The following is a 12,217-nucleotide window of genomic DNA, read 5'->3' on the forward strand; positions in this document are numbered from 1 at the left end:
CGCTCACTCTGAGGTGATGATGCAGTGGTGCGCCCTCGGCAGAAATGCCGACGGGCGCATCACTGCGTTGGGGGTGCACACTGACGGGAGCCCGGGGGAGTCCACAGAGCTGAGCCCTGAGGACTTCCCCGAGTTTGTGCGCCGCGCTGAGTCCGAACATGCGCCCCGCTGGGTGTGGAACGACACGACGCTCTGGGCACCCGCGCTCCTCGAACGGGGCGTGCGCGTCACCCGCTGCCACGACCTGCGCCTGAGCCACGCGATCCTGCGCCGCTCCGCGCACGTCGCGGATCGACGAGACATCATCGCGGCGACCCAATGGGACATGGGCCCCGAGGATCCTGCCCCGAAGCCCGTCGCGTCGGCCCTCTTCGATATGGAGCCGACACGACGAAACGGAGTGCCGGGCGAGATCGCCGAGGTGCGCGCCGAGTTTGCGCGGCAGCGCGCTGCCCTCGATGCGGGCGACGGCCGGCTCCGGCTGCTCGTCGCCGCGGAATCGGCAGGGGCGCTGGTGGCCGCTGAGATGCAATCCGCGGGCCTGCCCTGGGACGTCTCTGAGCACGACAGGATCCTGCGAGAAACCCTCGGGCCGCGCCCCTCAGTCGGCGCTCGCCCCGAAATCATGGCGGCGCTCGCCGAGGAGATCGGGCGCGTGCTCGGCAACCCGAAGGTGAGTGTTGATTCCCCGCCCAAGCTGCTGCGCGCGCTCCGCGATGCCGGCCTGCAGGTCGAGTCGACCTCGCAGTGGGAGATCGCGGAGATCGAGCACCCGGTGATCGAGCCGCTCCTGAGGTACAAGAAGTTGTCCCGACTGATGACGGCGAACGGGTGGAGCTGGATCGACGAGTGGGTGCAGGACGGCCGCTATCACCCGGTCTACGTGCCCGGCGGGGTCGTCACTGGCCGGTGGGCGTCGAGCGGTGGCGGTGCGCTGCAGCTTCCCCGGCAGCTGCGCCCCGCGCTCCGGGCCGACCCGGGGTGGACGTTCGTGTCGGCGGACGTCGCGCAGCTGGAGCCGCGGGTGCTCGCGGCAATGTCGGGGGACCGGGCGATGGCGGCGGCCGGATCCGGCACCGACTTGTACGCGGGCCTCGTCGAGGGCGGCGTCGTGGCGACCCGCCAGGAGGCCAAGATCGCGGTGCTCGGGGCCATGTACGGCGCCACCACCGGTGACAGCGGGCGGCTCGTGCCGCGGCTGCGGAAGAGCTTCCCCGTAGCGATGCGGCTTGTGGACGACGCCGCGTCGACGGGCGAGCGGGGCGGCATCGTCTCCACTTGGCTCGGGCGTTCGTCCCCTGAACCCAGCCCGGAGTGGGTGGAGGTTCAGGCCCGAGCGAGCCAGCCAGGGGCGACCGCCCGCGACGAGCGCGAGGCGCGGCGGGTCGCGCGCGACTTTGGCCGGTTCACGCGCAACTTTATCGTGCAGGGCACGGCTGCGGAATGGGCGCTGGCCTGGATCGCGGACCTCAGGCTGCGGCTCTTGGGATTCCCGGGCGTGCCGGAAGATCAGGCGGCGGATCCTTCCGGCCCCGCGTTCTCTCGGAGCCCCCACTTGGCCTTCTTCCTGCACGACGAGGTGATCGTGCACACGCCGATCGAGCAGGCCGATGCCGTTGCCGCCGAGGTTACTGCGGCTGCCGACGCTGCGGGCCGGCTGCTTTTTAGCGGAGGGCTCGTGGACTTCCCTCTCGACGTGCGCATCGCGGAGCGCGCCAGCAAGGATTGAGTCGCACGCACGACGGGAGCCAGGTCCCCAGTTGCGCGCATCTGCTTCCAAAATTCCCGGAGCGAACCTACGGTGGACCCAGTGCTTAAATTTGCCGGCCAGAGTCAGGGATGCACATGAACGTCGATCCAGCAGGTATTGCACAAGTTCTTCGCGAGCAATCCGCGGGGGAGGTGCTGCTGCCAGGCGATCCGGGATATGACGACGCGGTGCGAGGCCACAACCACTCGGCGAAGCGCGCGCCATCGGTGGCCTTTCGCGCGCGGGATGCAGCCGGAATCGCCACGGCCGTCGGCATCGCGGTGACGCACGAGGCCACCGTCGGAGTCATGTCGACCGGCCACTCAGCGCGGACGCTGCCAGACGTCGACCTGCTCATCCTCACCTCATCGCTTCGAGAGATCACGATCGACCCGAAGGCAGGCACCGCTGCGGTGGGGGCCGGCGCGGTGTGGAGCGACATTGTGGCCGCGGCAGCCCCCGCAGGGCTCGCGCCGCTCTGTGGCTCGCACGGGTCGGTCGGCGCCGTCGGCTACATTCTGGGCGGCGGGATCGGCCCGCTGGGCCGACAGTTCGGGTTTGCTGCAGATCGCGTGCGGTCCCTCGAGGTCGTCACCTCAGATGGCCAGCAGCTCATCGTCGATGACGAGCATCACGGCGACCTCTTCTGGGCGCTCCGCGGTGGGCGGCACGGGCTCGGAATTGTGACCTCAATCACGTTCGAGCTCGTGCCCGCGGCGACGATCGTGGGCGGGTCGATCTTTTTCGATTCCGAGAATGCGACCGAGATCTTTACGGCATATGCCGATTGGACGAGGGCCGCAAGTGATGAAGTGAGCTCGAGCCTCGCCGTGATGCGCTTTCCGGACATGGAGATGTTCGGCCCGATCCTGCGCGGGCGCACCGTCGTGCAGGTGGAGCTCACGCACACGGGCGATGAGGCGGCGGTCGAGGCGGAGCTTCTGGGCCTGCGGGGGTGGGGTGAGGTGCTGATCGATGACGTGCGGCAGCGCCCGTTCGCCGAGTTGGTTGCCGAGATCCCTGAGGGGCCGGGCTGGACTGGCGCGGTGGCGCTTCGGGAACTCACCCCCGAGGCGATCCGCACGATACTCGGCGTCGTGGGTCCCGATCAGCACGTCCCGCTCATCGGCATGCAGGTGCGCCATCTGGGCGGGGCGATGCGTGAGGCGCAAGGGGTAGAGAACGCGGTCGGCGGGCGAGAAGCCGAGTACCTCGTCTTCCTGCTCGGCGCGCCGGTGCCCGAGCTCATTGCCGGGACAATCCCGCGGCTTGGCGCGGCGCTCTTCGACGCGCTGTCGCCCTGGGCGCTCGACGGGGTCGCCGTGAACTTTGCCGATCACCTGGATGGTTCGGGTCGCGCGCGATCCTGGCCCGAGGCGGTGCGCGCCCGGCTCGACGCGGTGCGCGAGGCACGCGACCCGGCGGGGATGTTCCGGCACGCGGACGGCTGACAGGCAGGCAGGCAAGCACGCAGGGCGGGCCTTGCGCGCCCCCGCGCAGCAGTTGTCTGCGGGCGAACGATTCCGCGCAGGATCCGCCCGAACCTGACAACGTCGGAGTATCGCGGCTGCCGCCGCACTTCAACGTTGAAGAAAGGGGCTCCCATGAGCACTCCCGAGTCCACTGCAGGCGTCGCCCGCCATGTCGTCATCGTCGGAGGGGGGACCTCCGGAAACGTCCTCGCACGCCGCCTGATCGACGCCGGCCGTCGCGTCACGCTGATCGAGGCGGGCGCGCGCGATCTGAACCCCGCGATCCACGACCCCAGCCGGATGGGCGAGCTGTGGCACAGCCCCGAGGATTGGGACTTTTTCACCGTCCCGCAGGAGCACGCCGGCGGGCGCCGGCTGCACCTGCCCAGGGGCCGCGTGCTGGGGGGATCGCACGCCCTGAACGCGATGATCTGGGTGCGCTGCGCCCCCGAAGACTTCGATGGGTGGGCCGCGGCGGGTTGCGAGGGCTGGGCCTGGTCGGATGTGCTGCCGATCTACCGCGCGGTGGAGGACTCGAACCACGGACCCTCCGAGCTGCGCGGGGTGGGCGGGCTGATGCCCGTACGCGACGATATTCCCCTGCAGCCTATCCAGGCCGCCATCGTTGAGGCCGCCGTCGAGGCGGGCCACCCGCGCAACCCCGACTACAACGGGGAATCGCTCGACGGCATCTCGCAGGAGCAGGTCACCATTGTGGACGGCGTGCGGGTGACGAGTTACACGGCGTATCTGCGTCCGGTCGAGGACAGCCCGCTGCTCGAGGTCCGTACCGGTGCCGAGGTCGAGCGCGTGCTGCTTGACCACGACGCGGACGGCGGCCTGGTCGCCCGAGGCGTCGTGCTGGTGCGGAACGGCGTGCGGGAAGAGCTGCTCGCGGACGAGGTCGTACTTTCGGCGGGAGCACTCGGCTCGCCGGCGATCCTGCAGCGCTCGGGCATCGGTGCCGCCGAGACACTGCGTACCGCAGGGATCGACCCCGTGCTTGAGCTTCCGGGCGTCGGGGAGAACCTGCACGATCACCTGCTGTCGCCCGTCATCTTTTCCACCGAGCGCGAGATCGGCGGGCCGCCCAGCGGCACCTCGCCGACCCAGACGCACCTGTTCTGGCGCAGCCAGCCGGATCTCGCGGTGCCCGACACCCAGCCGCTGCACTTCAGCGTTCCGATGTATCAGGAGGGCATGACGGGCCCGGGCGACGGGTTCACCCTGATGTCGGGCATCGTCACCCCGAAGAGCCGCGGCTCGCTGCGCATTACCGGCCCCTCGGTCGACGACGAGATCGCGATTGACCTCGCGGCGCTCAGCCACCCCGACGACGTCGCGAGCCTCGTCGCCTCGGTGCGGCAGTGCCGCGAGGTCGGCCGGCAGGCGGCCCTGGCTGGGGCGCCTGGCGACGGCGGCTGGGGCGCGGCCGAGCTCTACCCGGGCTCAGCGGTCGGCGACGACAACGCGCTGCTCGAGGAGTACGTCCGGAACACCGCGATCACCTACCACCACCAGGTCGGTACCTGTGCGATGGGCGTGGGTGACGACGCGGTCGTCGACCCCCAGCTGCGCGTGCGCGGCGTGAACGCGCTCCGCGTCGTCGACGCCTCGATCATGCCGACGGTGACGACGGGCAACACCAACGCCCCGGCGCTGATCATCGGTGAGCGGGCCGCGACCTTCATGCTGGCGGAGGGATAGTCTGAGCGGTCGCGCAGCACGGTCGCCCGCAGGATCAGTCCCGCGCGGCGACCGTGCGAAAGCCCGCGTTGCCCATGCTCGAGTCCGGGGTATTGCGCGAGCGCGCCGAGTTCCGGTAGCGGTTGCAATACGACGGGTGGCAGAGGTAGCTTCCGCCGCGCAGCACCCGTTCGCGGCCGGCCGCGGGGCCGCGGGGATCCCGCGACGGGTGCTCGGAGTAGCTTGACGCGCTGAACCAGTCGGCGCACCATTCCCAGACGTTGCCGACGCTCTGCCAGAGGCCGAAGCCGTTGGGAGAGTAGCTGCGCGCCGGGGCGGTGCCGACCCAGCCGTCCGACGCCGTGTTGTGTGCCGGGAAGGTGCCCTGCCACACGTTCGCGCGCCACACGCCGTCGCTACCGTCGATGGGGGCGTCGCCCCAGGGGTGCCGGGCGCCCGCGAGGCCGCCGCGTGCGGCATACTCCCACTCGGCCTCGGTGGGGAGCCGTCGCCCGGCCCAGGCGCAGTACGCCATCGCGTCGTCCCAGGTGACGTGCACGACCGGGTGGTCGGCGAGCGCGCCGATCGATGAGGCCCGCCCGCCCGGGAGTCGCCAGCTCGCGCCAGTCACGCCGATCCACCAGGGGGTGCCGGGAATCGGCCCGCGAATATCGGCGGTGGGGGCGTCCACGAGGAGGTGGAACACCGCAGATGCGCCGAGTCGTTCGGCGTCAGTGACGTAGCCGGAGTCGGCAACAAACCGCGCGAACTGCTCGTTGGTTACCGACGTCGCATCAATGGAAAATGTCTCGAGCGTCACGTCGTGGAGGGGCAGCTCGCCGTCGGCGGCGAGTCCGTCACCCGAGGCGTCGCCCATCGTGAATGTGCCGGCCGGTATCGCGCGCTGCTCGATCGAGTGCTCGCCAGGCCGCGCCGCAGTCGGCGTCTTGGCTGGGCTCGGGGGCAGGATCCGCCCGGAATCGGCGGGGCGAGCGCTCCGTGGCGGGGCGCAGCAGGGCGGGGAAGCGGAGTCTGATTCTGCAGGTGCCATGGTGGTTGCGTTCTCCGGGCGCTCGGCGGCTAGTCCTCGCGCGGTGTGGCGCGAAAGGAGTTGATGAGCGACCGAAGCCCGGCGTTGAGCACGGCGTCAGAGGTCGCCTCGGGCACGAGCACGGCGAGCATCTGCCAGCCGGCGTTGCGTGCCGAGACCTCCTCGACGGCGACCTCGATGTTGACCGAATCGTCGAGCTCACCGTCCTCCTGCGCCTCGAGGAGGAACCGCTGGATGAGGGCGCGGCGCTTCATGATGTTGTCGTGGTGAATCTGCCAGAGCTCTTCGTCCTGGGCTGCGCGGTCCCAAAACGACAGCACGATGCGCGAGCGCGTCGAACCGATGTCGTTGAACGGGAGGATCTCCCGGCACATTCGATCGAGCGCGTCGAGGCCGCGCACGTGGCTCGCCCGCTCGATCACGCGCTCGTTGGAGTCCTCAAAAACGCGAAGGAAGGCCTCGGTAAGCAGGCTCTGCTTGTTGGGGAAGTATCGTGCGATCGCGCCGTGGGCGTAGCCGGCCTCTGCCGCGATCTCCCGCATAGTGACGCGTTCGATGCCGTCCCGGATGATGATGTTCGTCACGGCCTCGGCGATGTGCGCTCGGACGGTGTCTGGCTGCCGTAGTGGCGCCTACTCGGTGAGGAACGCGATCGCCGCGGCGCGGAACTCGGCACTGTCGAGCGCGCCGCGGTGGTCGCCGGGCACCCGGACGAGGCTGCCGTTCGGGATCGCCGTCGCCAGCGACTCGATGCCCCCGGTGAGTGGGTCGTCGTCGCCCGCGACGAGCAGGGTGGGGACGGCGGGCCCGCCTGTTTCTGGCTGGAAGGGCTCACTCGCGAGCCCCGCAATCAGGCGCGAGAGCGATGCCGTGTCGCGCCCGGGGGAGCTGATCATCCCGGCCATCATCTGGGCGAGCGGGTTGCCACTATCGCCGCCGGCGAGCGCCGTCTCGATCTCCCCGGGCGCAATTGCGGCGAACGGCTCGAACGGGCTGACGCCGCCGAGGACGAGGCGTCGAATGCGCGGGCTCGCGGTGGGGAGTTCCCAGGACAGCCGGCCGCCGAGCGAGTAGCCGATGACATCGAACTCGCCCTCGGGAAACGAGGCCTCGGCGGCGTCGAGGATGGCGGCTACAACTGCGCTCGTCGTCGCGTGCTCGGGCGACTCGACGCTCGGGCTGTCGCCGTGACCGGGAAGGTCGATCGCGACGGCCGTCCGCCCGGCTGCATGGAGCGCCGCGAGCCATCCGGTGTCCACGTAGTCCGCCGCAGCATTTGACGCGAAGCCGTGGACGAGGAGGACGGGGGGAAGGGTGCCTGTGGTGGCGGGGGAGCGGTGGGTGGAGAGGGGCATGATGCGCTCTTTCGACAGTGAAGGGGCGCGCGACTGCGCGTTTGTCTATGGTAGTAGAAAATAAACCGACGAGCGGCTGGACTTTTATTTTCAACGTTTGTAGAGTTTCCGCAGTACCACTTATCGGACATTGCCGTCCGCTCGTCACCTCACGAGGGGCGGCCCACACTCAGGAGACGCTATGACTGCATCGTCAGTACCCGCAACGCCACACCGCATTCTCGACATCGCCATTGGGTTCATGGGAGCGAAGCAGCTCTTCGCCGCGAGTCGCGTCGGGCTCTTCCGTGCGCTGGCTGGAGGGTCGAAGACCATCCCCGAGCTGGCGGCCGCGACCGGCGTCTCCGAGCGCCAGATCCGGATCCTCGCCGACTCCGCGAACGCGCAGGGGCTCCTCGAGCGCTCGGACGCCACGTACTCGCTGGCGGACGACGCGCGGGCATACCTCTCGGGCACGGGCGACATCGACCTCACCCCGTTCCTCGCCTTCCTCAACGACATTAGCTACCCGCAGTGGCTGGACTACGACCGCACGGTCGACTCCGACGAAGCCGGCACGCTCGACCTGGACGAGGCAGGCTGGAGTGATTTCATGGCGGGCGTCATGACCTACAACGCCCTGCACGCCGAGCAGTTCGGAGACGCCTTCGATTTCAGCTCGTTCCGCAACGCCCTCGACTTTGGCGGGCTGGCCCCCGGGTTCACCCTCGAGGCGCTGCGCCGCAACCCCGAGCTGTCTGCCCGTTTCGTCTACGCGCCCGATTTCGTCGATTCGGTCGCGGTCGCGCTCGATGATGCCGGGGTGACCGATCGCACGACCGTCGAGGGCGGGGCGACCGAGTCGGCCGTGCCGGGAGGTGCGCACGACCTCGTACTACTCACCCACGTGCTGCACCGCTTCGACGCCGAGCAGAACCGCACCATTCTGCGGAACGTGCGCGACCCCGCGGCGGACGGGGCGACGCTCCTGCTGCTCGACTTCTTCCTCGACCAGGATGGGGTGCAGCGCAAGATCGATGCGCTGCACGCGGGTGAGTACTTCAACATCGACGGGACCGTCGCCTACCCCATCGAGGACGTCGAGTCGTGGCTTGCCGAGTCGGGCTGGCAGGTGGAGCGCCTCGTCGAGCTCGACGGGAGCCCGCGCGTGCTCGTCGCGACCGCGGCGTAGGCCCGAACGGGCAGCAGTAAGGCGCGCGGCTCCGTAGTGGGCCGCGCGCCTGTTCGCTGCTACCGGGCTACTCGGATCCGGTCGAGGAACGCGTCGACGTGCGACGCCAGATAGTCGCCGTTGACGTAGTCGGTGCCGAGCGCTTGCAAGAGCGTCGCCCCGATGTTCAGGGTGACGGCCTCGTCTACCAGCTGCTCGTTCGAGACCGGGCTGTCGATGTCGCCATCCTCGCGCGCCTCTTCGAGGTATTGCACAAGCCCGGCGCGCCAGCTAGCGAGGTGGTCGCCGTAGCCGTCGCGCAGTTCGGGGCTGAACGCGGCGCGCTCCCAGAAGGACAACAGGATCCGCGATGCGGTCTGGTCGGCCGCCGCCGTCGGCAACGTTGCGCGCAGCGCGACCTCGAGCGCCGCGAGGCCGCGCATGCCCTCGGTGGCCGCCGCGACGTGGTCGCCCAGGCGGTGCAGCGAGCGCTCGTAGGCGCCCTTGATGATGTCGTCCTTGCCGGGGAAGTAGTGCTTGAGGGCGCCGTTCGCGAACCCGGCTTGCGCCGCGATCTCGCGCATCGTCGCCGCCTCGATGCCACCGCGCACGAGGAGCTCCCAGGTTGCATCGAGAATGTCTTCGCGACGCTGATCATGGTCAATGATTTTGGGCATGCGCTTCCTTGCGACGAGGGTGGGGCGGGATTTTCTCCAGTGTAGACAGAAAAGATCTACGAGACGCCGTTGGCGCGCAGAATCTCCTCTTGGTACGGAGCGATCACCGTGCGAGAGACCCGGCAGTCCAGCAGGATCGTGCCGCTGCCGCCCGCCGCCGTCCATGCTTCGAGCGCTGCGAGGTCGTCGAGCCGGTCCACGCGCACCCCGGTCGCGCCGAGCGCGGACGCGAGCCCCGCGAAGTCGACGTCAGGGATGAGCATGGGGGTCTGATCGAGCCCCATACGCCCGTAGAGGTGCACCTCCGCGCCATAGGCCCCGTCGTTGAACACGACGATGATGCAGCGATTCGCGGTACGGATCGCGGTCTCGAGATCGGCGAGCGCCATGAGCCCGCCGCCGTCGCCGGTCGCGAGCACGACGGTCGTGTCGGGGGCGGCAGCCGCGATGCCCGCGACGGTGGGGAAGCCGAGGCCGATGGTCTGGTAGGCCGTGCCGACCATGATCGAACGCTCGGGCGAGGCGGCCTGCCAGAACATGTTCGACCAGCCGATGAAGTGGCCGCCGTCGGTGGTGACGTGACGGTCCGCGGGAAGCAACTCGGCGATGCGCGCGGCCACTGTGCGGGGGTCGAGTCGGCCGTCGGCGCAGACCCCATCGGGGTGTTCGGAGCTGCCGTCGTTGAGTACGCGCAGCGCGCCGCCGGGGACGAGTTCGGCGGCGACGCTCTCGCGCCAGGCGCTGGGGTTGGGGCGGGCGCCGAGCAACGCCTCGCCCAGAGCGCGAACCAGCACCTGAGCGTCGCCCTGCAGCAGCACGTGTGCGATCGGGTGCGCCGTTTTGGGCGGCGCCACCTGATCGAGGTCGATGCGAATGACCGTGGCGCCGGGGCCGAACAGCTCGCCGAAGCGCATCGTGAACTGGTTCAGGCTCGCCCCGACGACGAGCACGACGTCGGCCGCGGCGGCCGCCGCCATCGCGGCCTCCTGGCCGAAGCCGCCGGTGATCCCGAGGTCGTAGCGCTCGTCCGGGAAGATGCCGCGCGCGAGGGCCGTGCTGGCGGTCAAGGCACCGAGGGTGTCGGCGATCTGGCCGAGTTCGTTGCCCGCGCCCGCGAGCCAGGCTCCCCGGCCTGCGAGCACGAGGGGCCGCGCCGCGCCGCTCAGCGCATCGAAGGCTGCGGACAGGTCGGTGGGGGTGTCTGCCGCCACCGCTGCGGCCCGCCTGGGAGACTCGGACGGGGGGCGGTGCGTCGCGTCGGCGGGCGCCGCGCTGAGCGAGCGCCAGAGATCCGGGTCGCTGAGATCGATCTCGGTCGACGCGACGACTGGAGCAGCGGGCGCGGGGACGACCGCATTCGCGAGATCGTAGGGAATCGCGAGGACGACGGGCCTCCGGGCGCGCTCAGCGGTCGCGACGGCACGGGCGACCGTCTCGGCGATGCCGGCGGGGGAGAGCGAGTACAAGCGAATGCCGAGGGCCGCGGTGAGCATGTCCTGATCGACGTCCCACATCCGTGGCCCGCTGTTCGGGGCGTCGCCGACGACGACGAGCATCGGGGTGCGCGCGCGGGCAGCCTCGGCGAGGGCGGTGAGGGCATTCGTGAACCCGGCGCCATAGGTCGTAGTGGCGATTGCGATCTTGCCGGACACCCGAGTGTAGGCGTCCGCTGCGGCGACCGTTCCGGCCTCGTGCCGCACGGTCGTCAACGTGACGCCCTGTGCGGTGAGCGCGTCGATGAGGTGCGCGTTCCCGTTGCCCATGAGCCCAAAGGCCTGGCGCGTGTGACCGGCGAGGACCTCGGCGAGTCGGGCGGAAACGGTTGTGGGGTTCGACGAGTCGGGCTGGGGCATGGAGAAACCTTACGGTGCGATGGGGCAGGATCCGTATGTGTCTCTCGGCGACTGGGGAGAGCCGGTGCCTGGCGAGAATGCCGCCGGCCTCGATGCCGCTCGTGTGCTCCTTTTTCGAACACCGGCGCCGCTTTCACCAGCGCCTGACGCGGTAAGTCTATACGCCTACCCGAGCGCCCGCGCCTCCTCGCCGAGCACCTCCCGCACGGCGGCGAGCGCGGGGTGGGCGCCGCCCGCGGCCCGTGCGGCGGTGAAGATCGTGCGGCGGGGCTCGCCGGCCAGGGCCTCGAGCCGGAGGCGGAGGGTGCTGCCCACGTGGACGAGCCCGGGCAGCAGGGCGACGGCGTTCCCGGACTCAATGAGGCGCACGTGGGCCTGGAGGTCGGCCGTCTCGTAGCGCACGTCGGGCTCGAACCCGGCGCTGCGACATGCCTGTTCCGCCCAGTGCCGGGAGGCGGCGCCGCGCGGTTCCATCACCCACGGGAGCAGCGCCGCGTCAGCGAGGGTGCGTGCCCGGTCGAACTCCGCGTCGCCCGAACCGGTGGCGGGGAGCGCGAGTTGAATGAGGTCTTCGGTGAGCGGCTCGCGATCCAGGCCCGTGAAGTGGGCCGCTGCGTGGCCGGGATACTGCTCGGCGACCACAAGGTCGAAACCGCGCGCCCACGTCTCGTGGAGTGCCGACTCCGGTTCGTGCTGCACCATCTCGACGCGCAGGTGCGGGTGCAGCGCACGCAACCGCCTGAGCGCCTGCGGCATGATGGCGAGCACCGCGGTCTGGAACACGGCCACGCGGATGGTGCCGGAGACCTCGGGGAGTCCGCGGTGCAGCGCGGCCTCGGCGCGTTCGAGCCCGGCGAGGAGCGCCTCGGTCTCGGCGACGAGCGCGCGCGCCGCCGCGGTGAGCTCGAGCGTGCGCCCCGTGCGGCGAAGCAGGGGGACGGCCGCCTCGCGCTCAAGGATCGCGAGCTGCTGGGACACCGCGGAGGGGCTGTAGTTCAGCGCCTCCGCCACGGCCGCCACGGTGCCGCGCACGGAGAGTTCCCACAACAGCCGCAGCCGCTTCATGTCGAGCATGGCTCGGTCCCTTCTATTGTGCAGTTTTGCTTCATGCTATTGCTCAGTAAGCGTCGCTTTACTTCACCTTAGGGGCGAGTCACACTTGCCACAAGACGTGATTACGCGGGCCAAACCGCCCGCCCCGTCCGCCCACACCGCGACGAAAG

General features: G+C 70.0%; 10 protein-coding genes. 4 read left to right on the forward strand and 6 right to left on the reverse strand.

Annotated elements, in window-relative coordinates; genetic code table 11:
- The first annotated feature begins 19 nt into the window (after window positions 1–19).
- From JW030_RS03670 to JW030_RS03680, 3 genes are all read left to right on the forward strand, one after another.
- On the forward strand, window positions 20–1,729 hold the full coding sequence (locus JW030_RS03670) for a bifunctional 3'-5' exonuclease/DNA polymerase (protein WP_188044743.1): 1,710 nt from the start codon (window positions 20–22) through the stop codon (window positions 1,727–1,729).
- Window positions 1,730–1,845: 116 nt separating this feature from the next.
- Complete coding sequence (locus tag JW030_RS03675; RefSeq protein ID WP_188044660.1) at window positions 1,846–3,201, forward strand: FAD-binding oxidoreductase; 1,356 nt, start codon at window positions 1,846–1,848, stop codon at window positions 3,199–3,201.
- 153 nt (window positions 3,202–3,354) lie between these two features.
- A complete protein-coding gene (locus JW030_RS03680) occupies window positions 3,355–4,929 on the forward strand; it encodes a GMC family oxidoreductase (RefSeq protein WP_188044659.1) in 1,575 nt (524 codons plus the stop codon).
- A 34-nt stretch (window positions 4,930–4,963) separates the two neighbouring features.
- Here the strand turns inward: JW030_RS03680 and JW030_RS03685 are convergent, their stop codons facing one another.
- From JW030_RS03685 to JW030_RS03695, 3 genes are read right to left on the reverse strand one after another with little or no spacing between them, the layout of a single operon-like run.
- Window positions 4,964–5,959: a formylglycine-generating enzyme family protein gene (locus JW030_RS03685; RefSeq protein WP_188044658.1), complete on the reverse strand. Its 996-nt coding sequence runs from the start codon at window positions 5,957–5,959 to the stop codon at window positions 4,964–4,966.
- Between the two features lie 29 nt (window positions 5,960–5,988).
- A complete protein-coding gene (locus JW030_RS03690; protein ID WP_241095540.1) occupies window positions 5,989–6,543 on the reverse strand; it encodes a TetR/AcrR family transcriptional regulator in 555 nt (184 codons plus the stop codon).
- 48 nt (window positions 6,544–6,591) lie between these two features.
- On the reverse strand, window positions 6,592–7,314 hold the full coding sequence (locus tag JW030_RS03695; RefSeq protein WP_188044657.1) for an alpha/beta fold hydrolase: 723 nt from the start codon (window positions 7,312–7,314) through the stop codon (window positions 6,592–6,594).
- Window positions 7,315–7,495: 181 nt separating this feature from the next.
- On the opposite strand from JW030_RS03695, the gene JW030_RS03700 reads away from it, so the two are divergent.
- Window positions 7,496–8,485 carry a methyltransferase gene (locus tag JW030_RS03700; protein WP_188044656.1) on the forward strand — a complete coding sequence of 330 codons (990 nt, stop codon included), beginning with the start codon at window positions 7,496–7,498 and terminating at the stop codon, window positions 8,483–8,485.
- Between the two features lie 59 nt (window positions 8,486–8,544).
- Here the strand turns inward: JW030_RS03700 and JW030_RS03705 are convergent, their stop codons facing one another.
- The 3 genes from JW030_RS03705 to JW030_RS03715 form a co-directional block, all read right to left on the reverse strand.
- On the reverse strand, window positions 8,545–9,141 hold the full coding sequence (locus tag JW030_RS03705; protein ID WP_188044655.1) for a TetR/AcrR family transcriptional regulator: 597 nt from the start codon (window positions 9,139–9,141) through the stop codon (window positions 8,545–8,547).
- Window positions 9,142–9,197: 56 nt separating this feature from the next.
- Window positions 9,198–10,994: a thiamine pyrophosphate-binding protein gene (locus JW030_RS03710; RefSeq protein WP_188044654.1), complete on the reverse strand. Its 1,797-nt coding sequence runs from the start codon at window positions 10,992–10,994 to the stop codon at window positions 9,198–9,200.
- Window positions 10,995–11,159: 165 nt separating this feature from the next.
- On the reverse strand, window positions 11,160–12,068 hold the full coding sequence (locus tag JW030_RS03715; RefSeq protein WP_188044653.1) for a LysR family transcriptional regulator: 909 nt from the start codon (window positions 12,066–12,068) through the stop codon (window positions 11,160–11,162).
- Window positions 12,069–12,217 lie beyond the last annotated feature (149 nt).

The sequence above is a fragment of the Leucobacter sp. CX169 genome (genome assembly GCF_017161405.1).
GTDB lineage: Bacteria > Actinomycetota > Actinomycetes > Actinomycetales > Microbacteriaceae > Cx-87.

Excerpts from the sequence above, each read along its gene's own strand:
- JW030_RS03670 (WP_188044743.1), top strand. The coding sequence starts at position 20 with ATGCAGTGGTGCGCCCTCGGCAGAAATGCCGACGGGCGCATCACTGCG.
- JW030_RS03710 (WP_188044654.1), bottom strand. The coding sequence starts at position 10,994 with ATGCCCCAGCCCGACTCGTCGAACCCCACAACCGTTTCCGCCCGACTC.
- JW030_RS03685 (WP_188044658.1), bottom strand. The coding sequence starts at position 5,959 with ATGGCACCTGCAGAATCAGACTCCGCTTCCCCGCCCTGCTGCGCCCCG.
- JW030_RS03715 (WP_188044653.1), bottom strand. The coding sequence starts at position 12,068 with ATGCTCGACATGAAGCGGCTGCGGCTGTTGTGGGAACTCTCCGTGCGC.
- JW030_RS03695 (WP_188044657.1), bottom strand. The coding sequence starts at position 7,314 with ATGCCCCTCTCCACCCACCGCTCCCCCGCCACCACAGGCACCCTTCCC.
- JW030_RS03700 (WP_188044656.1), top strand. The coding sequence starts at position 7,496 with ATGACTGCATCGTCAGTACCCGCAACGCCACACCGCATTCTCGACATC.
- JW030_RS03680 (WP_188044659.1), top strand. The coding sequence starts at position 3,355 with ATGAGCACTCCCGAGTCCACTGCAGGCGTCGCCCGCCATGTCGTCATC.
- JW030_RS03675 (WP_188044660.1), top strand. The coding sequence starts at position 1,846 with ATGAACGTCGATCCAGCAGGTATTGCACAAGTTCTTCGCGAGCAATCC.
- JW030_RS03705 (WP_188044655.1), bottom strand. The coding sequence starts at position 9,141 with ATGCCCAAAATCATTGACCATGATCAGCGTCGCGAAGACATTCTCGAT.